The sequence below is a fragment of the Nocardia wallacei genome (assembly GCF_029869545.1).
GTDB classification, from domain to species: Bacteria; Actinomycetota; Actinomycetes; order Mycobacteriales; family Mycobacteriaceae; genus Nocardia; species Nocardia wallacei_A.
Genome location: NZ_JARWQD010000366.1, coordinates 1 through 19,821 on the forward strand (window position 1 = coordinate 1; position 19,821 = coordinate 19,821).

The 19,821-nt window shown below is 69.6% G+C and carries 17 protein-coding genes and 1 pseudogene; 10 read left to right on the forward strand and 8 right to left on the reverse strand.

The genetic code is table 11. From position 1 onward, the window contains the following. Positions 1 to 110: 110 nt before the first annotated feature. Entirely contained in the window at positions 111 to 875 is a 765-nt protein-coding gene (locus QH290_RS33455; protein ID WP_280387293.1) for an alpha/beta fold hydrolase, read from the forward strand. Then, a pseudogene (locus tag QH290_RS33460) lies at positions 859 to 1,008 on the forward strand (MerR family DNA-binding transcriptional regulator); the annotation flags it as partial. The gene QH290_RS33455 and the pseudogene QH290_RS33460, both read left to right, overlap by 17 nt. On the opposite strand, the gene QH290_RS33465 reads toward QH290_RS33460, so the two are convergent. Further along, positions 966 to 1,238: a hypothetical protein gene (locus QH290_RS33465; RefSeq protein WP_280387323.1), complete on the reverse strand. Its 273-nt coding sequence runs from the start codon at positions 1,236 to 1,238 to the stop codon at positions 966 to 968. The pseudogene QH290_RS33460 and the gene QH290_RS33465 sit on opposite strands and share 43 nt — an antisense overlap. A gap of 2 nt (positions 1,239 to 1,240) precedes the next feature. Here QH290_RS33465 and QH290_RS33470 point away from each other — a divergent pair, with 2 nt between their 5' ends. The 5 genes from QH290_RS33470 to QH290_RS33490 all read left to right on the forward strand — a co-directional run bounded on the left by QH290_RS33470 (position 1,241) and on the right by QH290_RS33490 (position 5,508). Beyond that, positions 1,241 to 1,636, forward strand: a complete 396-nt coding sequence (locus QH290_RS33470) for a hypothetical protein (RefSeq protein ID WP_280387325.1) — start codon at positions 1,241 to 1,243, stop codon at positions 1,634 to 1,636. Positions 1,637 to 1,917: 281 nt separating this feature from the next. Further along, positions 1,918 to 2,562, forward strand: a complete 645-nt coding sequence (locus QH290_RS33475) for an ABC transporter permease (protein ID WP_280387295.1) — start codon at positions 1,918 to 1,920, stop codon at positions 2,560 to 2,562. Beyond that, positions 2,559 to 3,800, forward strand: coding sequence for an ATP-binding cassette domain-containing protein (locus QH290_RS33480; RefSeq protein WP_280387297.1), 1,242 nt, complete (start codon positions 2,559 to 2,561; stop codon positions 3,798 to 3,800). The genes QH290_RS33475 and QH290_RS33480 overlap by 4 nt, the downstream gene beginning before the upstream one ends. Continuing rightward, positions 3,797 to 4,534, forward strand: coding sequence for an ABC transporter permease (locus QH290_RS33485; RefSeq protein WP_280269532.1), 738 nt, complete (start codon positions 3,797 to 3,799; stop codon positions 4,532 to 4,534). The genes QH290_RS33480 and QH290_RS33485 overlap by 4 nt, the downstream gene beginning before the upstream one ends. Further along, the gene (locus QH290_RS33490) at positions 4,531 to 5,508 is read left to right on the forward strand and encodes a glycine betaine ABC transporter substrate-binding protein (RefSeq protein WP_280269531.1); all 978 of its coding nucleotides are present in this window, start codon (positions 4,531 to 4,533) and stop codon (positions 5,506 to 5,508) included. The genes QH290_RS33485 and QH290_RS33490 overlap by 4 nt, the downstream gene beginning before the upstream one ends. On the opposite strand, the gene QH290_RS33495 is transcribed toward QH290_RS33490, so the two are convergent. Both QH290_RS33495 and QH290_RS33500 read right to left on the reverse strand, forming a co-directional pair. After that, positions 5,472 to 7,013 (reverse strand): flavin-containing monooxygenase, encoded by a 1,542-nt coding sequence (locus QH290_RS33495; RefSeq protein WP_280387299.1) that lies wholly within the window; start codon positions 7,011 to 7,013, stop codon positions 5,472 to 5,474. The genes QH290_RS33490 and QH290_RS33495 overlap by 37 nt on opposite strands. Before the next feature lie 64 nt (positions 7,014 to 7,077). Continuing rightward, positions 7,078 to 7,503 carry a MerR family transcriptional regulator gene (locus tag QH290_RS33500; RefSeq protein WP_280269529.1) on the reverse strand — a complete coding sequence of 142 codons (426 nt, stop codon included), beginning with the start codon at positions 7,501 to 7,503 and terminating at the stop codon, positions 7,078 to 7,080. Between the two features lie 102 nt (positions 7,504 to 7,605). Here QH290_RS33500 and QH290_RS33505 point away from each other — a divergent pair, with 102 nt between their 5' ends. Continuing rightward, on the forward strand, positions 7,606 to 8,904 hold the full coding sequence (locus tag QH290_RS33505) for a flavin-containing monooxygenase (RefSeq protein ID WP_280387301.1): 1,299 nt from the start codon (positions 7,606 to 7,608) through the stop codon (positions 8,902 to 8,904). On the opposite strand, the gene QH290_RS33510 is transcribed toward QH290_RS33505, so the two are convergent. Next, positions 8,859 to 9,230 carry a hypothetical protein gene (locus QH290_RS33510; protein ID WP_280269527.1) on the reverse strand — a complete coding sequence of 124 codons (372 nt, stop codon included), beginning with the start codon at positions 9,228 to 9,230 and terminating at the stop codon, positions 8,859 to 8,861. The two genes, QH290_RS33505 and QH290_RS33510, sit on opposite strands and share 46 nt — an antisense overlap. Then, a complete protein-coding gene (locus QH290_RS33515; protein WP_280387302.1) occupies positions 9,227 to 9,439 on the reverse strand; it encodes a hypothetical protein in 213 nt (70 codons plus the stop codon). The genes QH290_RS33510 and QH290_RS33515 overlap by 4 nt, the downstream gene beginning before the upstream one ends. Before the next feature lie 162 nt (positions 9,440 to 9,601). Between QH290_RS33515 and QH290_RS33520 the strand changes: the two genes are divergently transcribed. After that, a complete protein-coding gene (locus QH290_RS33520; protein WP_280387303.1) occupies positions 9,602 to 10,264 on the forward strand; it encodes a TetR/AcrR family transcriptional regulator in 663 nt (220 codons plus the stop codon). 103 nt (positions 10,265 to 10,367) lie between these two features. Next, positions 10,368 to 11,930, forward strand: a complete 1,563-nt coding sequence (locus QH290_RS33525; protein ID WP_280387321.1) for a dolichyl-phosphate-mannose--protein mannosyltransferase — start codon at positions 10,368 to 10,370, stop codon at positions 11,928 to 11,930. A 233-nt stretch (positions 11,931 to 12,163) separates the two neighbouring features. On the opposite strand, the gene QH290_RS33530 is transcribed toward QH290_RS33525, so the two are convergent. The 3 genes from QH290_RS33530 to QH290_RS33540 all read right to left on the reverse strand — a co-directional run bounded on the left by QH290_RS33530 (position 12,164) and on the right by QH290_RS33540 (position 19,662). Next, on the reverse strand, positions 12,164 to 17,611 hold the full coding sequence (locus tag QH290_RS33530) for an ATP-binding protein (protein WP_280387304.1): 5,448 nt from the start codon (positions 17,609 to 17,611) through the stop codon (positions 12,164 to 12,166). 543 nt (positions 17,612 to 18,154) lie between these two features. Continuing rightward, positions 18,155 to 19,321: an NAD(P)/FAD-dependent oxidoreductase gene (locus QH290_RS33535; RefSeq protein ID WP_280387305.1), complete on the reverse strand. Its 1,167-nt coding sequence runs from the start codon at positions 19,319 to 19,321 to the stop codon at positions 18,155 to 18,157. Next, positions 19,318 to 19,662 carry a bifunctional 3-phenylpropionate/cinnamic acid dioxygenase ferredoxin subunit gene (locus tag QH290_RS33540; RefSeq protein WP_280269522.1) on the reverse strand — a complete coding sequence of 115 codons (345 nt, stop codon included), beginning with the start codon at positions 19,660 to 19,662 and terminating at the stop codon, positions 19,318 to 19,320. The genes QH290_RS33535 and QH290_RS33540 overlap by 4 nt, the downstream gene beginning before the upstream one ends. Positions 19,663 to 19,821 lie beyond the last annotated feature (159 nt).

Genomic DNA, 19,821 nt, shown 5'->3' on the forward strand with positions numbered 1-19,821 from the left:
CCCACGCATCTCATTACTCACACCTCGGGTCCCAAGGCCCCAAATTCTGGCCGCGGGGCGGCCCCCCCCCCGGCGCGCCCCCGCGGTGGTACACGATTCACCATGCAGGCGTGGCGCTCTCGGTGTCCCGTGGCGGGCGGGGAGCGCCGCTGGTGCTATGCCCCGGGCTGCTGTCGACGCAGGCCGATCTGGACGAACTGATCGGCCTGCTGCGGCGCGACCACGATGTGGTGGCCTTCGATCTGCGGGGGCACGGCATGTCCTCGGCTGCGGATCGGTACACCTTCGAGGCGTTCCTCGGTGATCTCGCCGCCGTGGTACGAGAGCTGGACCTGCCCGTCCCGCCGGTGCTGGCGGGCTATTCGCTGGGCGCGGACCTGGCCGTGCACTACGCCTGCGACAACCCCGGCACCCTCGCCGGACTCGTCCTCATCGACGGCGCGAACCCGGTGCCGGAGCCGTTCCTCACCGAGGCGGACCTGCCGGAATTCCGTGCGATGTGGGAAGACTCGGTGGTGCGCAACCAGACCCGGCGCGGCACCGCGCACCAGGTGCTGCTCACCGCCAGGGACATTCTCGACCTGAATCTCGAGATCGATGCGGTGCGCTCGGCGATCCTCGATCGATATCGGAGGATCGACCGCCCGATCCGCATGATCATGTCCACGTCGATGGCGGGCGACGGCGACGAAGGGCCCGCGCCGCGCTGGAATCGGAACTGGCACAACGGCATCGAACGGCTCCTGCGGGAGCGGCCGCGTATTGCCGCCACCCGGCTCCGGGCCGATCATCGGCTGGTCCACACCCACGCCGCGGACATCGCCCGGATCATCCGGGACGCTGTAGGAGACTGGGGCGATGCTGACCATCGGTGAGCTGGCGTCCCATGCCGGGGTGACGGTGCGCGCGGTGCGGCACTACCACGCCAAAGGGCTGCTGCCGGAGCCGGAACGAGATCACTCGGGCTACCGGAGATACGACGGTGCCGCGGTCGTCGAGCTGATCAAGATCCGGACCCTCGCCGAGGCCGGGGTTCCGCTGTCGCGCGTGCGGGAGCTGTTGCGGGCCGGTCCCGAGGAGTTCGCCGCGGCGGTCGCCGAGATCGACGCGCGGCTGCGGGCCGAGATCCGGGAGCGGCAGCGGCACCGCGCGCGGATCGCCCGGCTCGCCGCCGGGGACAACCTGGTGCTGCCCGCGGAGGTGGTGGATTTCCTGGACCGGCTGCGCGCGCTCGGCATCGATGAGCGGATCGTCCGCGTCGAACGCGACGGTTGGATCCCCCCTGGCCGCGCACTCGCCCGACCGCGTCGCGCAGTGGGTGGCGCGCAAGCGCGAGCAGCTCGCCGATCCGCAACTCCTCGACTTCTACCGCACCCTGGGTCGCGCGCTGGACCGGCCCGGCGACGACGCGGAACTGGTCGAGCTGGCCGACGAACTGGCCGCCTACCTCGCCCGGCTCGCCGCTGAATACGGCGCGGACCACCTCGGCGATACCGGCATGGAACCGTCGTTCGCCCACCTGCTGGACGCGGTGGTGTTCGATACCGCTCCGCCCGCCCGGCGGCTGGCCGAACTCCTGCGGGAGCGGGGCTGGGCCGGGTGGACCGAACTCGAGCGCGTGCCGCCGCAGCGATAACGTCCATTCTTCGCAGGGATTGCGCCACAACGGATTTGGTTACCGGAATGGAATGCGCGGCGCCGGAGGTCTCCTTGCCGGGAGAATTCGACGCCGGTCGCATTTGAACTCGGCGTGAGCGAAATTATGGTCACGCGCGCACCGGCCGGTGCCGCCGCCGGTTACGGCCGAAAAGGCGTACGCCGCCGCCGATCCGTTCCCGCGCGCACCGCGCGCCGTCCTGAGCCGCACGCGAAATATCCATTACCCTTTGACGGCTTGCGGCCGACGATGGGAATCCCGTGAATTTATGGAATTACGTCAGGGGACGGGGTGAGCTGCTGACGTTCCTCACCTATCAGCATGCCTCCCTGGCACTGCAGACCGTCCTGGTCGGCACGATCGTCGCCGTCCTGGTCGCGGTGGCTGTCTATCGGCTGCCGCTGGTGTCGGCCCTGTCGCTGACCACGAGCCGGGTCATGCTGACCATTCCGTCGCTGGCGCTGCTGGCGCTGCTGCTGGTCCCGTTCGGGCTCGGCGTGGTGCCGTCGTTCGTGATGCTGGCGTTCTTCGCGGCACTGCCGGTGATCGGCAATGCGATCGTCGGCCTGCGGTCGGTGCCCGCCTCGGTCATCGAATCCGCGCAGGGAATCGGCTTTTCGCGCTCACGCATTCTGCTGACCGTCGAATTGCCGATCGCGTGGCCGGTGATCCTGACCGGAATCCGGGTGTCCACGCAGATGATCGTCGGCGTCGCCGCCATCGTCGCCTACGTCCTCGGGCCGGGCCTGGGATCGCTGATCTTCAACGGCCTGTCCCGCCTCGGCGGCGCCAATGCCCTCGAGATGGCGCTGACCGGAACCATTCTCATCGTCTTCGTCGCGTTGGTGTTCGACGCGCTCCTCGTCCTGCTCGGACGCCTCACGATCGCAAAGGGACTCGCATGACCGACGTGGTAACCGGCGCCGCCATCCGCCTGGACTCGGTCGTCAAACGGTATCGGGGCCAGGACAAGCCCGCGGTCGAGCGCCTCGACCTGGAGATCGAGGCGGGCAAGATCGTCGCGTTCGTCGGGCCGTCGGGTTGCGGCAAGACGACCACGCTCAAGATGATCAACCGGCTGATCGAGCCGACCGAGGGCCGCATCTTCATCGGCGGCCGCGATGTCACCCGCGAGGATCCGGACACGCTGCGGCAGTCGATCGGGTACGTGATCCAGTCCGGCGGCCTGTTCCCGCACTGGTCGGTCGCCAAGAATGTCGGCGCCATCCCGCGGGTGCTCGGGTGGGACAAGAAGCGGATCGCCGAGCGCACCGAGTATCTGCTCGACCTGGTCGGGCTCGATCCGGACACCTTCGCCGACCGGCTGCCCAAGGACATGTCGGGCGGGCAGCAGCAGCGGGTCGGTGTCGCCCGCGCGCTGGCGGCCGATCCGCCCGTGCTGCTCATGGACGAGCCGTTCGGTGCGGTCGATCCGATCACGCGGGTTCGCCTGCAGGACAGCCTGATCGGGATCCAGCACGAACTCGGCAAGACCATCGTGATCGTCACCCACGATTTCGAGGAGGCCACCAAGCTCGGTGACAAGGTGCTCATCCTGTCCGAGGGCGGTCACGTCGAGCAGTACGGGACCCCGGAGGAGATCCTGACCGATCCGGCCACGCCGTTCGTGGAGGAGTTCGTCGGATCCGGCGCGAAGCTGGCGTATCTGACGGTGCAGCGGGTGCGCGATGTCGAATGCGACGAGGTGGTCACCGCGCGGATCGGGGAGCCGGCGCAGCAGGTGATCGACCGCGCGAAGGCGTCGGGGCACAGCTGGGTGGTGGTCGTCGACGCGGCCGGGCGGCCGCGGTCGTGGCCCACGCTGGCGCAGGTGGCGAGCAAACCGGAGGTCTCCGACTACCTCGATCGGCGGCTGCCCGTCGTCGCTCGCTCCTCGACCCTCAACGACGCGCTCGACGCCATGCTCGCGGCCAGCCAGGGCGCGACGCTCGTCACCGACGGCCGCGGCGCGGTCGTCGGCTCGCTCAGCATCGACTCGGTGACCGAGACGATCCAGGCCAAGCTCGCCGACGTGCGCGCCGCGGAGGCCACCTCGTACGAAACCTACGTCGACGGCACCGATCCCGCGCCGACCCCGATCGTGGCCGCCGACGAGCAGCCCGGATCGGGCGGGCAGTCATGAAGCGCCTGCGCCGCATTCCGATGGACGTGTGGTTCGAGCCGCTGATCATCCTCGTCATCGGCATCGGCTACATCCTCTGGTATCGGTCGACGACGCTGACCCCGACCGAGCAGGCGTCCCTCGGCTGGGACAACCTGCGGAACACGATCGCAGAGCACATCAAGCTGACCGTGGTGGCGACGGTGATCGTGGTGGTCGTGGCGATCCCGCTGGGCATCGCCCTGACCCGCCCCGCGCTGCGGCGCCTCGAACCCCTCGCCGTCAATATCGCCAATATCGGCCAGGCCGCGCCCGCGGTCGGGCTGCTGGTGCTGTTCACCTTCTGGCTCGGCACCGGATTCCGCACGGCGATAGTCGGTCTCGTGGTGTACGCGATCCTGCCGATCCTGCAGAACACCATCATCGGGTTGCGGCAGGTGGATCAGCGCACGATCGAGGCGTCGCGCGGGATCGGATTCTCCGGCGCCCGCACGCTGTTGCAGGTCGAGCTGCCGCTCGCGGTGCCGGTGATCCTCAACGGCGTGCGCACGGCGCTGGTCATCCTCGTCGGGACCGCGACGCTGAGCACGTTCATCGGCGCGACCAGCCTCGGCACGCTCATCACCACCGGCGTCACGCTGTTTCTGCCCAAGCTGCTCGTCTCCGGTGCGATCCTGGTCGGGCTGCTGGCGCTGACCATCGACTGGCTGGGTCGGCTGGTGGAACTGGCCGCGACTCCGCGAGGTGTCTCATGAGGCCGCGGCTGATTCGCGCGATTTCCGTACTCGCGGTGACGGTGTCGATGCTCGCCGGGTGTGGGCTGGTCAGCTCGTCCGGCAAGTTCCACGAGGCGAGCCTGCCGGGCGGCGAGCGGCCCCTCGACGGTGCCGAGCTGGTCGTCACCTCGAAGAGTTTCACCGAGGGCGTCCTGCTCGGCAAGATCACCGCGACCTACCTGGCCGCGGCGGGCGCCGACATCCGGGACATGACCGGGGCGCCGGGTTCCGCGTCGTCGCGGCAGGCGCAGCTCAACGGCGACGCCGACGTGCTGTGGGAGTACACCGGCACCGGATGGGTCAACTACCACAACCAGACCGAGACGATCTCGGATCCGCACGAGCTCTGGCAGCGGGTCCACGATCTCGAGAAGCGCGACTACGACCTGGAGTGGCTGCCGCCCGCCAACTTCAACGACACCTACGCGTTCGGGGCCTCGACGCCGACCGCCGAACGGCTGCGGGTGCGGTCGCTGTCGGAGGTGGCCGCGCTGCCGGTGCCCGACCGGACCTTCTGCGTCGACGACGAATTCTTCAGCCGCTCGGACGGTTTCATCCCGATGCTGCAGAAATACGGTATCCCGTACAACGATCCGAACGGGGTCCCGGCGGGCAACGTGACGCGGATGGATGCCGGTGTGGTCTATACGGCGACGGCCAAGGGCGCGCCGTGCCACTTCGGCATGATCTACACCACCGACGGGCGGGTCAAGAACCTGAATCTCGTTGTGCTCGACGACGACAGGAAGTTCTTCCTGCCCTACAGCGGCACGGCGGTCGTGCGCGGCGCCGTCCTCGACCGCCATCCGGAACTGCGCCCGCTGCTCGCGACGATCTCCGAGCACCTGACCGATCAGCTGATGCAGGAGCTGAACGGGCGCGTGGATATCGAGGGCGAGGATCCCGCCGATGTCGCCTACGACTGGCTGCGGAGCGAGAAGCTGGTGGAGTAGCGGTAGTCCCCGAGCGGGAAATGCCGATTCTCCCAATACATTTCCAGCTGGGTCGAGGGGCGGAAGGCGGCGCCGTCGCCCTGGTAGTTGATGTAGTAGGTGTTGGACGCGGCGCAGCCCTGGGAGAACAGGTGGGTGTTCTTGGCGCGGCGGTCCATGCGCGCGAAGTACCGGTCGTGGGGCTCCTGGCGCACCTCGACGCAGGTCGCCCCGCGGCGGCGGGCCTCGGCGATCACCCGCGCCGCGTGCGCGGTGGTCGATTCGATCAGCGGGATGTAGGAGCCCGGCGCGTAGGCGTAGGGACCGATGATGAGGAACGAATTGGGGAAGCCGGGCACCGAGACGCCCTGGTAGGCCTGGTAGCGGTGGCGGTCCCAGAACTCGCCGAGATCCAGTCCGCCGCGGCCGATCACCGGATACGGCGGCGTGGCGCCCCGCTCCATCACCTTGAATCCGGTGGCGCACACCACCATGTCGAATCGCCGCTCCGCGCCGTCGGTGGTGACGATGCCGTGCGGGGTGAAGCGCCGGATCGGCGTGGTGTTCAGGTCCACGTTGGGCCGGGTGAAGGTGCGGAAGTAGTTGTTGGACACCGACGGTCGCTTGCAGCCGAGCCGATAGTCGGGGGTGAGCTTGCGGCGCAGGGCCGGGTCGCGCACCTGGCTGAACAGGTAGCCTCGCAGGGCGGTCTCGCCGAGCGTGATGGCGGCCGAGGTGAGCCGCGGATAATTCGACAACGCCAGCCCCGCACCGAGTCCCGCGTTCACCCCGACATTGCCGACCAGCCGGACCGTGCTCTGCAGCGGCGGGAAGTTCAATATCGCGTTGAGCGCCGGACCCATCCGGAAGTCCGGCTTGGGCCCGATCCAGATCGCGCGCCGCTGATACACCGTCAGCTGCGCAGCGTCCTTGGCCAGTTCGGGAATGAGCTGCAAACCGGTTGCGCCCGTGCCGATTACGGCGATCCGCTGGCCTCGGTAGTCGTAGGAGTGGTCCCACCGGGCGCTGTGCACGATCTTGCCGGTGTAGGTGTCGATGCCGTCGATATCCGGATTCTGGGGCGTCTCGAGGCCGCCGACCGCGCCGATCACGAAGCGCGCGGTGATCTCCTCACCGGATTCCGTGGTGATCCGCCACATGTCGTTGCGCTCGTCGAAAACGCCCTTCTCGCACGCGCAATCGAGCCGCAGCTTGTCCCGCAGGCCCTGCTTGTCCACGACTTCCTCGGCGTAGCGCTGGATTTCGTGCCCCGGGGCGAAGAACCGCGACCAGTTCGAGCGCTGCTGGAAGGAGAAGTTGTAGACGGGGGAGGGGACGTCGACTGCGACACCGGGATAGGTGTTGGCGAACCAGGTGCCGCCGACCCGACCCCATTTGTCGATGATCAGGAAGTCCTCGACGCCGACCCTGCGCAGGGCCACGCCGGCGCCGATGCCGCCGAGACCGGCGCCGATGACGACGACCTCGTACTGCGGCGCGACGCGGGAATCGTGGGTGGAGTTCATCGCCGGAATCCTTTGCTGCGGACGTCAGTCCAGCATACGACTGTCTGAGACAGCCTTCAAGGAGTCATCGGCCACCGTCCGCCATGCGGCTGGCGGTCATCTCGCGCAGGTAGGGGCACTCGTCGGCGGGGTTGGTGTCGGGGCAGGTCAGCAGGTGTTCCAAATGGGCCTTCGCGGTCTCCAGCCGCCGCTGCTGCTGCTCGATCGCGGCGATCCGCCCGAGTACCGCGCGGCGCCAGTCGTGGGTGTGCGCGGTGAGGATCGTGGCGATCTCGTCGAGGTTCATCAGGCCGGTGTCGCGCCACATCTGGATCAGCCCGATCCGGTGTAGTTCGTCCGGGCCGTACAGGCGCCACCGCGACCGGCGCTGCGCCGGGCGGAGCAGTCCGCGCTGCTCCCAGTAGCGCAGTGCCGAGTCGGCGAGGCCGAAACGGCGTGCGGCAGCGCCGATTCCGAGCAGGCCGTCGTCTGCCGCCGGGGTGTTGCTCATCTCACCCACCGTCCCTGTCGTCACGGTCTTGATCTGAAGCCGACTTCAAATGGTTCGGTTAGGCAACCCTAACGGATGCGCTACGGAGAGAGGTAGATTCTGGTGGAAACCGAGTACGCGGAGACGGTCGTGATCGGGGCGGGCCAGCAGGGCTGCGGGGTGGCCGCGGCATTGCAGGAGCTGGGGCGCGAGGCGCTCGTGCTGGAGAAGGCCGAGATCGGCCAGGCGTGGGCGCACGAGCGCTGGGACAGCCTGCTCGTGGGCAGCGGGAATCGGTCCGTCCGATTTCCGGGCTGGGACTACGACGGCGACGATCCGGACGGCTGCATGCCGGGGCCGGAGCTGGCCCGGCACCTGCGGCGCTATGTCGCCGAGCGCAACCTGCGGGTCCGGCAGCGCACACCCGTGCGGGAGGTCGAATGCATTGCGGGCGCGGGCGATCGCGACGAGGCGCGGTTCCGGACACATCTGGCCACCGGTGGTGCCGTCGAGTCCCGCAATATCGTCGCGGCGGTGGGCGGCTATGCCATGCCCCGGATGCCGGAGCTGGTATCCGATGTCGACGCGGCCGTCGAACAGCTGCACTCGCGGTACTACCGCAATCCCGACTCGCTGCCGGAGGGGGCCGTGCTCGTCGTCGGTGCCGGGATCAGCGGCCAGCAGATCGCCGACGAACTCGCCGATGCCGGGCGCCGGGTCTATCTGTCGGTCGGGCGGCACCGCGCCTATCCGCGCCGCTATCGCGGCCGCGGCATCCACGACTGGATGTACATCTTCTCGCTGTACGAGGATTTCGTGACCGTCCGCGCCGGTGACGACCCCCGGAAGGTGCCCGGCCTGCCCGTATCGGGCGTGAAAGACGGTGGCGCCGAACTCAATCTGGGCACGCTGGCCGAGAAGGGGGTGGTCCTGGTCGGCTCGGTGCGCGCGGCGCGGGGTGGTGTGCTGCGGCTGGCGGACAATGTGGTGGCGATCGCGGAGGAATCGGCCGCCTCGTTCCGGGACATACTCGACAAGATCGATACGGGTCTGCGGGAACGTGGATTCTTTGCGCCCCAGCATAATCCGGCGCCCGGGGTGCGGCTGGACCACATCGGCGACTTCGGGGAATTTCTCGATCTGGACAAGCACGGCATCGCGACGATCATCTGGTGCACCGGATTCGGGCCGGACTACCGGATCCTGCCGGACCGGGCGCTCGACGAACACGGGGTGCCGATCCAGCGCAAGGGCATCCTGGGCGTCCTGCCGGGGCTGTACTACGCGGGCCTTCCGGACGGGAATTCCCTTGCCACGGCGGCCATTTCCGCCAATGTCGAGAACGGCCGGTTCATCGCGCGCCAGATCCACATCGACTACGTCATGCGTACGGGTTCCCCGGAATCGGTCATCGTGCCCTGAGCGGCGGGCAGGGGGCACACCTCGTGGACTCGTGCCCCCGCGCCGTCGCGCAGGCGATCCAGCAGGCACTGCTGCGGTACGGCGTGGCCGCTGAGGTGGCCCGCCGGGATCGCCACCACGTGGGCATCGGCGCGGCGCAGGGCGTCGAGCAGCGCGAGGAACTGGGGCGGCAGCAGCCCGGAATCCATCTTCCGCTCGTGGAAGACCTCGCCGAGGTCGAAGCCCGCGGCCGCCGCCACCTCGGCGATGTGCTCGTCCCAGCGGCGGGGATCGTCGACCAGTTCGTCGCAGAGATAGCCGAGCATCAGCGGCCGCAGGGTCGTCATGAGTCGCCTCGGGCCGCCGCGCGGCCGCGCTCGCCGATCTGCCAGCAGTCCTTGTACCCGACGGCGACGATGAGGCCCCGGGCCCGCGGCCGCGACAGCGCGCTGCGGGTGCTCCAGCCGGTCGGATGTGCCTGCCGCTGGATCTGTGCCGCCGACAGCAGGCCGCCGGGGCGGAGGATGTTCAGCACTGCTGCATGCCCGAACTTCATGCGTTCTCCTCGAAACGCTTGATCTGTCGCAAGGTGTACGAGGAGCGATGGGAATCGCTCGGATCGTGCGGGGACTTTCCGAAGATAGTTATCGACATCACATGATGTCAACAGCAGGTGATGTCAACACCGGGAAGCCCCGGGCTGTGAGAGGATGCCCGCATGCCGACGACCGCCGAGGAGCCCAGGGGCGAGCCGCGGCGCTGGCGGGGCGTCGAGCCCGCCGACCGCACGGCGACCCGCCGAAGACAGTTGCTCGACGCGGGCCTCGAGCTCATGGGCACGGTCGGCGCGGCGGGGATGTCGATGCGCGCGGTGTGCCGGTGCGCGGGCCTGACCGAGCGGTACTTCTACGAGAGCTTCCCGCATCTGGACGCACTGCAACTGGCCGTCCTCGACGAGGTGGTGCTCGGGGCCCGCGACCGGCTGCTCGCCGCGCTGGCCACCGCGCCGCCGGAACCGGAGCGGATCTTCGCGCACGTGGTCGCGCGCTTCACCGACTACATGGACGAGGATCCGCGGCGGGGACGCATCATGTTCGTGGAGTCGCAGGCGACGCGGGCGCTGGGGGAGCGCGGCAACGAGCTCGTCGTCGAATTCACCGCCCCCATCGCGCTGAGTATCGCCGGGGCCGAGCACACGCGAAATCCCGCCGACGAGACCGACATCCGGCTCAACGCCCACGCCATCTTCGGCGCCATGGCCTTCCTGTACCGCCCGTGGCTCGACGGTGCCCTCGACATCGCCCGGGACCGGTTCGACCGGCACGCGACGAGCGCGATCACCGAACTCGCCCGGGCCAGATCCTCGGGCCCGCTGGCCTGACCCGGTCCGCCGCCCCACGGTCGTTGCCTCCCAATCGAGCATCGGGCAGCCGCATACGATCGGTGCCGTGATTCAGGTGACCGATGTGCGATCGGCGATCGGGATGGGGCGGGTGGTATCCCGTCCGGCGCCGGTGCGGCCCTCCTCCGATTTCGGCCCCGGCGACCGGATGCGCGGGTGGCTGGTGACCGTGGTGGTCACGGCGCTCGCGGCGGTCACCCGGCTGCTGAATCTGAACTATCCGACCGATGGTGGTACGCCGTCGTTCGACGAGAAGTACTACGCGCATCAGGCGTGGGAGATGCTCACCGGCGGTGGGGTGGAGGACAATCCGGCCTACGGGGTGGTGGTGCATCCGCCGGTCGGCAAGCAGATGATCGCGCTCGGCGAATTCGTCTTCGGCTACACGCCGTGGGGGTGGCGGTTCTCGGCGGCGATCTTCGGAATCGTGTTGGTGCTGCTGGTGGTTCGCATCACCCGGCGGATGACCCGCTCCACCCTGCTCGGCGCGGTCGCCGGGCTGCTGCTGATCTGCGACGGCACCACCTTCGTCTCCTCGCGGATCGGCATGCTCGACATCTTTCAGACGGTGTTCGTCGTCGCCGCCTTCGGCTGCCTGATCGTCGACCGCGATCAGGTGCGGGCCCGGCTCGCCCGCGTCGCCGCCGAAGGGCGTATCACGCAGTTCGGTCCGCGACTGGGCGTGCGCTGGTGGCGATTCGGCGCGGGGGTGCTGCTCGGGCTGGCCTGCGGCACCAAATGGTCCGGGCTGTACTTCGTTGCCGCCTTCGGCCTGCTGTCGGTGTGTTTCGATCTGGCCGCCCGCCGGGCCTACGGTGTGCCGCGGCCGTGGGCGGGGACGGCCGTGCGCGATCTCGTTCCCGCGCTCTACGCGCTCGTCCTCGTTCCGGTGCTGGTCTATCTCGGTAGTTACGGGGCATGGTTCGCCAGCGAGGACGGCTACGACCGTTATTCGGTGGGTAATCCGAGCGCGGGCAAGAATACGATCGGCGGCGGGGGCTTCTGGTCCTGGATGCCCGACTCGCTGCGTTCGCTGTGGCACAACCACGGCGAATCCCTGACTTTCCATGAGAGCCTGACGAATTCGGCGGGCAACCATCACGACTGGGAATCCAAGCCGTGGTCGTGGCCGATGGGTCTGCGGCCGATGCTGTACCACTACTCCGACAGCGGGGCGGGCGGCTGCGGTGAATCCTCGTGCGTGAAGGCGGTGATGCTGATCGGCACCCCGGCGCTGTGGTGGCTGTCGCTGCCGGTGCTGGCGTGGGCGATCTGGCGCTGCGTGACGCGGCGGGACTGGCGCTACGCCGCCGTGCTGGTCGGCTATTTCGGCGGCTTTCTGCCCTGGTTCCTGCATCTGGACCGGCAGATGTACTACTTCTACGCGGTGCCGATGGCGCCGTTCCTGGTCATGGCCCTCGCGCTGGTGCTGGGCGAGATCCTCGGCCCCGCGCCGCTGTCCCGCCGCGCGGACGGCCACCGCTTCCTCGTATCCACCGAACGCCGCACCCTCAACCTGCTCGCGGTATGCCTGTACCTGGGCCTGGTCGTCGCCAACTTCGTCTGGCAGTGGCCGATCCTCACCGGCCTGCCGATCACGGTCGGCGACTGGCACCTCCGACTGTGGTTACCGAGCTGGAGTTGATCCCGGCCAAAAGCATGCCGGGAATGAAAGAGGATGCTGCGCGCCGGGAAATGAGGAAAATGCGTTGCGCGGGGGATGAGAAGGAGGATGTTGCGCGCGGGGGTGAGAAGGAGGGCGCTGCGCGGGGATGAGGTGCGGGGTGTTGTGTGGCGGGAGATGTGAGAGGGAGCCGGGACGTGCTGGTGCGGGGCGGCGCCAGTACGTCCCGGCTCGGGTGGTTGATCAGTGCATCGTCAGCGGGGCCTGATGGCCTCGATGATGCGGGGGCGGAGTTGGGCGGCGCTGATGACGGCGTCGACGGAGCCGACCTCGACGGCGCGCTGGATGCTGTGCACGCGATCGAATTCCGCGGCCACCTCGCCGAGTTTCTCGGCCCGGACCGAGGTGCGCAGCTCGTCGAGCTCCGCGGTCAGCGCGGCACGATCGGCGCCGGAGGCGGCCGCGGCGCGGGCCTCCAGCTCGCGCACGCGCTCGTCGGATGCGGTGCGGGCGTTGACATCTCCGGTGAACACCACCGCGGCGGCGGGGGCACCGCCGAGCACGGAGGCGAACGATCCCTCGATCGCGAGCACGGTCATATTCGGATTCAGCGTCTTGGAGAACACCACGAAGGCGCCGCCGTGATACCGCGAGATCACGCAGAACACGATGGGGCCCTGGAAGTTCACGACCGCGCGTCCGATCTCGGCGCCGTACTCCAGCTGCAGCTTGCGCATCGACTCCGGTGAGCCGTCGAAGCCCGACAGGTTCGCCAGCACCACCAGCGGCCGGTTCCCGCTGGCCGCGTTGATCGCCCGCGCGGCCTTCTTCGACGACCGCGGAAACAGCGTGCCCGCGGTGTAGGTGTCCGGGCCGTCGGTGGGCGGGAACCCGCGCCGCGGCACCGACCGCGATTCGATGCCGAGCAGACATACCGGCATGCCGCCCAGATGCGCGTCCTGGACCACCGCGGTCTCCGCGTCGGCCATGCCCGCCCACCGCTCCAGCACCGGGTGGTCCTGGTCGGACACCGCCCGCATCACGGTGCGAATGTCGAACGGCTTCTTGCGATCCGGATTGGCCTCGGCGGAGAAGATCTCGCCGACGGTGGTGAAGTCGCTGCCCGCCACGGTGTGCGGGAACGAGGAGACGTCGCGGTCCACCGGGTCGGTGGTGACCGTCGGCCGCGGCGCCGATTCGCCGGGCGCGATGTAGGTGTGGTCGTAGTGCGACATCAGCACGTTCCGCGCGCCCGCGAGGTTCGGCGCCCAGTACTGCGCCTGCCCGTTCGGGCCCATCACCCGGTCGTAGCCGCCGATGCCGAAGTTGTCCTCGGCCGAGACGCCGCCGGAGAAGTCGAGCGCCTGCTTACCGGTGAGCACCATCGTCGAATCCGGCGTCATCACCAGAATGCCCCTGGTGTGCATGAGCATCGTCGCCTCGGCGTTCCAGTACGGCTGGGCGCCGACGTTGATGCCCGAGACCACGATGTTGATCTCACCGCCGTCCTGGGTGAATTCGACGATCCGCTTGAGCGCCGCGGCCACCCAGTCCATGTTCTCGGTGCCCGATTCCATGGAGATCCGCGCACCGGAGGACAGCGCGAACCACTCGAGCGGAACCCGCATGCGCTCGGCCAGGTCGAGCGCGGCGATGACGCGGCGGCACTCCGGCTCCGACAGCGCGCCCAGCGATTTCGTCGGATCGCCGAGCAGCACCACGCGGGTGATGCCCTCGGGATGCCGCTGGGTCGGCGTGGTGACCACGCCCGCGACCATCGCGGCGCGGTTGTTGCCCTTCGGCCGGTCGACCGGGACCAGCACGTGGTTGTCGTCGAGGTCGTGCTCGACGAAATCGCCCAGCAGGCTTGTCAATTCGTACGGGTACACCGTGTTGCGGGCGCTGGCGCGCAACACCTTCTGCCGGTAGTCGTCGATCGGCTCGACCGGTGCGTCGGACGGTTCGCCGACGGTCAGCGTGGTGCCGCCGGTGGCGTCGAAACCGATGCGCACGGCGACCTTGATCAGCTCACCGGACTTCGGGTCGCGGCGGCGCGCGATGAGTTCGATCTCCTCGAGCCCGGCGCCCGCGGTCGTCGGCAGCACGCGCTCGGCGATCGTCTCCAGCTCCGGGTAGGTGATGTCGCTGGGCGGCCACACGTAGATCACGATCCGGTTGGTGTGGAAGCGCTTCGCCGACGCGCGCTGCGCCTGGGCGCGGCGGATCGAGTCGAGGCAGGTGGCGATCGTGTCCTCGGCCGTCGGCAGGGCGACCAGGCGGCCGTCGTGCTCGCGCAGTTCGGTCAGGTCGCGCACCTGGGCGAAGGCGACGAGGCGGTCGTCGGACGGGTTCTCCCGCGCGACGCACCGGTAGAGGTAGATCTCCTCGTCCGACGAGGGCAGCCGGGTCAAGTCGAACTTGCTCAGCCGCTCCATCTGCATCCGCTGCGCGATGTACGGGTGCAGGCCGCGGATCAGCCGCTCCTCGGCCATGCCGGTGGTCGACGGGCGGAAGGTGAAGTGCTGGTGCATCACCGCGCCGTGGCTGCCCGCGACGGCGACGGTGAGCCTGCGGACCCGGTCCGGCAGCGGGTGCGCGCGCACGATCTCGTACAGCGCGGCCGCCATCGCGTCGGAACCCTCGGGCTGGTTCTCCCACACCAGGTAGATGTCGGCGTCGATGGTGTCCTTGTCCCCGGCCAGCTCGGCGAGCCCGCGCAGCGCGTCGCCCAGCGCGTCGAAACCGACTGCGGCGGAGACGATCCGGGAACCCGAGCGCTCGGCGACGACGAAGGTGGTCCCCGCCGCCTCGGCGGTGCGGACGCCGGTGAGGTCCTTGTTGCCGTAGTAGCGGCGGGTGAGCACCTCCAGCATGATCGAGTTGTCGGCGTCGCGGGCCAGGCGCTGACCGAGCAGTCGCACCAGCGGCTCGGTGCTGCGCACCATCTCGGCGATGCGCTCGGCGCGGTCCGGGCTGTCGGGATGGGCGTCGAGGTGGCGCAGATGCCTGCGGACGTCGGCGTAGACCCGGGCGCGGGTGCGGCGCAGCAGCGGCTGGCCGAACCAGGCGAACACCAGCCCGCGCGCCAGGTCGGCGATGACGGGGAAGCGGACCTGCGTCGCGGCCACCAGGCGTTCCAGTGCGAGGCCGGTGGGCTCGCGCAGCGTCTCGTCGGGCTGCGGTTCGCGCAGCCACAGCCGCAGCAGCGTGGTGATCACGGTCGCGGCGCTGGCCGCGCGCTGCTGGGCGAGGAAGATCCGGAACACCGCGGCCTCGAGCGCCGGGGTGCGGTCCACCTCGGTGACGCCGTAGTGCCCGAGCGCGGTGGTCAGCTTGGCCTGGAACGACTCCGGCAGCCCGGCCCGCTCGACGTCGAGGCTCTGCAGATAGGTGTGGAAGTACTCGCGGGCGCTCTGGACGTAGCCGTTGCCGCCGTCCTCGCCCGCGGGCCGGTTGTGGCTGAGCTCGGCGAGATCGGCGAAGACGTCGACGAGTTCGAGCTCGGCGGCGAGCGGGCGGCGGCCGTCCGCGACGGCGTCGGCCCGGGCCGCGAGGTAGTCGTCGAGCACGCGGGCCTCGTTGTGCGGGTCGACATCGAAGCCCAGCAGCAGGCTGCGCAGATCCTCCTGGCCGCGGGTGAGGCGGGTGGGCGCCGAGACATCCCCGGGCGCGGGCAGATCCAGTTCCACCGGCTCGGCATCGGCGGTGTCCTCGGCCTCGGCCTCGTCGGTCAGCGGCTCCAGCCGCAGCAGCGGCGCCCCGGTCTCGACCTGGCTGCCGACCGAGACCGCGCATTCCTTCAGCCGCGCGTCGAACGGTGCCCGCAGCACCGTCTCCATCTTCATGCTCTCCAGCACCAGCACCGGCGCTCCGGCCGCGACCTCGGCGCCGACCTCCAGCGGTGTGGCGACGACCAGCGCGGGCGCGGGGGAGCGCACGACGCCGCCCTCGTCGCGGCTGATCCGGTGCGTGACGCCGTCCACCTCGACCAGGTGCACCGGCCCGTGCGTGCCGGTGACCAGGCGGTACCGGCTGCCGTTGACGACGATCCGCCCGCTGTGCCGGTCGAAGCGCTCGAGTTCGACGTCCGCGGTCTCCGGGCCCTCGCCCGCGTCGATGCCGATCCGGAACCGATGCGCCCCGACCCGGGCCACGCGGACGCGGTAGCCGCGGCCCCGCAACTCGAAATCGAGCGGCCGCCCGCTCTCGTGCTGCACCTGCGGCCGCCCGCCGAACGCGGTCGACAGCAGCCGCTGGCCCTCGACGAGTTCCTCCTCCTCGTACGCCTCGATCGCGGCCGCGGCCAGCGCGACTCCGGAATACCGGTGCGAGACCAGCCTTCCGGCGCCGCGGACGCGGTCGATCCAGCCGGTGTCGGCGCTGCCGTCGATCACCTCGGGCTGGTCGAGCAGGTCCAGCACGAAGCTCTTGTTGGTGGCGCCGCCCTCGATGATCACAGTGGTCTCGGCCATGGCGCGACGCAGCCGCGCCAGCGCCTCGTCGCGGTCGCGGCCGTGGGCGATGATCTTCGCGATCATCGAATCGAAGTCGGCGGGAATGGTGTCGCCCTCGCTGACGCCGGTGTCCACGCGGATGCCCGGCCCGGCGGGCAGGTTCAGCAGCGCGATCCGGCCCGGGGCGGGCGCGAAGTCGCGGTCGGGGTCCTCGGCGTTGAGGCGAGCCTCGATCGCATGCCCGCGCTCGGCGGGCGGCTCACCGACGAGCCGATTGCCGGAGGCGACCCACAGCTGCGCCCGGACCAGGTCGAATCCGGTGGTGGACTCGGTGATCGGGTGTTCGACCTGCAGGCGGGTATTGACCTCGAGGAAGGCGAAGAGTCGCTCGCCGGGGTGGTAGAGGAACTCCACGGTGGCCGCGCCGCGGTAGCCGACCGAGACGGCCAGCCGCTCGGCCGAGGCCTTCAGTTCGGCGGCCTGCTCCGGCGCGAGCACCGGCGACGCCGACTCCTCGATGATCTTCTGGTTGCGGCGCTGCACCGAGCAGTCGCGGACACCGAGTGCCCACGCGGTGCCCTCGCCGTCGGCGATGACCTGGACCTCGACGTGCCGCGCCCCGGTGACCAGGCGCTCGAGGAAGACGATGCCGCTGCCGAAGGCGCGCGCGGCCTCCTGGCTGGTGCGCTCGTAGGCGTCGGTGAGCTCGGAGGCGTCGGTGACCACGCGGATGCCGCGGCCGCCGCCGCCCGCGGTGGCCTTCAGCATCAGCGGATAGCCGATCTCCTCGGCCGCCGCCAGCGCCGCCTCCAGGGTTTCGACCGCGCCGCGGCTCCACGGCGCGACCGGCACTCCGACCTCCTCGGCGAGGAGCTTGGCGCCGATCTTGTCGCCGAGCTTGCGCATGGCGTCGGCGCTCGGTCCGACGAAGGTGACCCCGATCTGCTCGCACAGTTCCGCGAACGCGGGATCCTCCGCGACGAAACCCCAGCCGACCCAGGCGGCGTCGGCGCCGGTGTCGACCAGCGCGCGCTTCAGTGCCTTCAGGTCCAGATACGGTCGCGCGGACGCCGGGCCCAGGTCGTAGGCGATATCGGCCTCACGCACGAAGGTCGCGGTGCGGTCGACATCGGTATGCAGTGCGACCGTCTCGATCGGGGCCCCGGTCTGGGCGGACAGGTCCCGGACGGCGTGGATGAGCCGCATCGCGGCCTCTCCGCGGTTGACGATGGCGATACGGCTGAACACTCGCAGCCCTTCCTCTCCACAGCGCTAGCGGTCGGGTGGCTAGTCTGCTCTCGAATTCTCGCGCTGGACGGCGACCCCCGTGCAATGCCCAGTGGGACACGAGGCCTCACGACCGCGGCTCGGTGAGCATTGTTCACCAAGCAACGTAAGGGCGCTCCGGTCTCGCGTCAACCATGGTCAGCGTCGTTTTTCGGGCTCCGTCCCTGGTCCTCCCGGCGCGGCCGCAACCTTGCCGCTCGCGCTCGGGCGCGCCAACACTAACCCACACCAGGGCCTCAACACCGCACGGCAACAAGGTTTCTCGCCAGTAGCAAACGAGACCCCTACGAATTCGGGGCGACCGGTGCCTGTGCAGGCGCCGATGGACGCTGTCGCGTCCCGTGCGACCGGCACCCCGTGGAGGGGCCGCTCCGGCGTGCTCAGTCTCCTGTCCCGGCGTGCTCAGTCTCCTGTCCCGGTGTGCTCCGCCTCTTGTCCCGGTGTGCTCAGCCTTTTGTCCCGGCATGCCCAGCCTCTTATATCCCGGCATGCTTTTGGCCGGGATCATCGAGCCGGGACGGCCGTGCCCCGGTCGAGTTGTTTGCGGTAGCGGGTGAAGGTGCGCGGGTTGTCCAGGGCGAAGACGGCCACGGGGGCGCCGTCGCGTTCGTAGAGGGCGGCGCAGGACGGGGTGGATCGGTCGCCGTCGATGAAGCGGACGTCGTCGGTCGGCCTGCGGACTCCGGCGAACTGGATCATTCGACCGTATTGCCGGGACCAGAAGTACGGGGCGGGGGTGCGGGGTTTCGGGATGTCGAGGATCGCCGCGGCCGCGATGCGGGCCTGCACCGTGGCACCGGCCCAGTGCTCGTGGCGGTGATAGGTGCCCGACGCCTCGTCGTACGCGCGGGCGCAGTCACCGATCGCGTAGATGCCGGGAATCGTTGTCCGGCAGCGGGAGTCGGTGAGGAAGCCACCGTCGATGGGCAGCCCGGAGCCGCGCGCCCACTCGGTGTTGGGGACCGCGCCGATTCCGGCCACCACCGCGTCGGCGCTCAGGGTGGTGCCGTCGCTCAGCCGCACCCCGCGGACCCGGTCGCCGCCGAGTAGTCGCGCGACCGCGACTCCGGTGCGCAATCGAACACCGTTGGCGGCGTGCAGATCGGCGCACACGGCCGCGATCGTCGGGCCGAACACCGCGGCGAGCGGTTCGGCGGCGATCTCGACAATGGTGACATCGATGCCGAAACTCGCTGCGGTGGCGGCGATCTCGGCACCGATGAGGCCCGCTCCGACGACGACCAGGGTGGAGATCGTGCGCAGGGTCTCCCGGATCGCCCGGGCGTCGTCCACGGTACGCAGGGTGTGCACGCCGCGCAGATTTCCGGAGCCGGGCAGGCTGCGGGCCCGGGCGCCGGTGGCGAGAACCAGCGATCGCCCCGTGCGTTCGGTGCCGTCATCGAGGACGACACCCGGTGTGCCCGTGGTGATTCCGACGGCTCGCCGCCCCAGCAGCCAGCGGGTGCGCGGATCGGTGTAGTCCGAGCCGCCGCCCAGCGCGATGTCGACATCGCCGTGCAGGAACTCCTTGGACAGCGGCGGCCGGTCGTAGGGCGGGTGGGTTTCCTCGCCGATCACGGTGATGGCGCCGGTGTACCCCTGGTCGCGGAGGGCGTGCACGACCGAGAAACCGGCCAGTGCGGCGCCGACGACGATGACCGAGTCGTTCATGGCGCGCTCACCAGGACCGCACCGTCGACGACACGGACCGCGTAGGTGCGCACCGGAACCTTCGCCGGTGGCCCCGAGACCGTGCCGGTGCGCAGATCGAAACACGAGTCGTGCAAGGGACATTCGACGGTGCAGTCCTCCACCCAGCCGTCGGCCAGCGACGCGTCCTGATGGGTGCAGGTGTCGTCGATCGCGAAAAGTCCCTCCTCGGTGTGGAATACCGAGATCGGCACCCCGCCGCTCGTGCGTACCGTCGCGACCTCGCCGACGGGAAGGTCGTCCAGGCGCGCGACGAGCAGCTCCGTCTCCGATGTTTCCGATCGCTCCGCCAAGGTCTCCATACGGCCCTCCAGAGTGTTGCTGAGAACGCAACATAGCGCGGTTAACGCAACAGTCTGCCCGTCCTTCCGGGGCGCCGTCAACCCCGAATCTGCCGTGTGGTAGGCCGATTTTCGGCGGTTGACAGCGCTCCCGCGCAACGGGACGATCTGTTGCGTAGT

Excerpts from the sequence above, each read along its gene's own strand:
- QH290_RS33465 (WP_280387323.1), bottom strand. The coding sequence starts at position 1,238 with ATGCCGAGCGCGCGCAGCCGGTCCAGGAAATCCACCACCTCCGCGGGC.
- QH290_RS33470 (WP_280387325.1), top strand. The coding sequence starts at position 1,241 with ATGAGCGGATCGTCCGCGTCGAACGCGACGGTTGGATCCCCCCTGGCC.
- QH290_RS33480 (WP_280387297.1), top strand. The coding sequence starts at position 2,559 with ATGACCGACGTGGTAACCGGCGCCGCCATCCGCCTGGACTCGGTCGTC.
- QH290_RS33485 (WP_280269532.1), top strand. The coding sequence starts at position 3,797 with ATGAAGCGCCTGCGCCGCATTCCGATGGACGTGTGGTTCGAGCCGCTG.
- QH290_RS33490 (WP_280269531.1), top strand. The coding sequence starts at position 4,531 with ATGAGGCCGCGGCTGATTCGCGCGATTTCCGTACTCGCGGTGACGGTG.
- QH290_RS33495 (WP_280387299.1), bottom strand. The coding sequence starts at position 7,013 with ATGAACTCCACCCACGATTCCCGCGTCGCGCCGCAGTACGAGGTCGTC.
- QH290_RS33500 (WP_280269529.1), bottom strand. The coding sequence starts at position 7,503 with ATGAGCAACACCCCGGCGGCAGACGACGGCCTGCTCGGAATCGGCGCT.
- QH290_RS33510 (WP_280269527.1), bottom strand. The coding sequence starts at position 9,230 with ATGACGACCCTGCGGCCGCTGATGCTCGGCTATCTCTGCGACGAACTG.
- QH290_RS33515 (WP_280387302.1), bottom strand. The coding sequence starts at position 9,439 with ATGAAGTTCGGGCATGCAGCAGTGCTGAACATCCTCCGCCCCGGCGGC.
- QH290_RS33520 (WP_280387303.1), top strand. The coding sequence starts at position 9,602 with ATGCCGACGACCGCCGAGGAGCCCAGGGGCGAGCCGCGGCGCTGGCGG.
- QH290_RS33525 (WP_280387321.1), top strand. The coding sequence starts at position 10,368 with ATGGGGCGGGTGGTATCCCGTCCGGCGCCGGTGCGGCCCTCCTCCGAT.
- QH290_RS33535 (WP_280387305.1), bottom strand. The coding sequence starts at position 19,321 with ATGAACGACTCGGTCATCGTCGTCGGCGCCGCACTGGCCGGTTTCTCG.
- QH290_RS33540 (WP_280269522.1), bottom strand. The coding sequence starts at position 19,662 with ATGGAGACCTTGGCGGAGCGATCGGAAACATCGGAGACGGAGCTGCTC.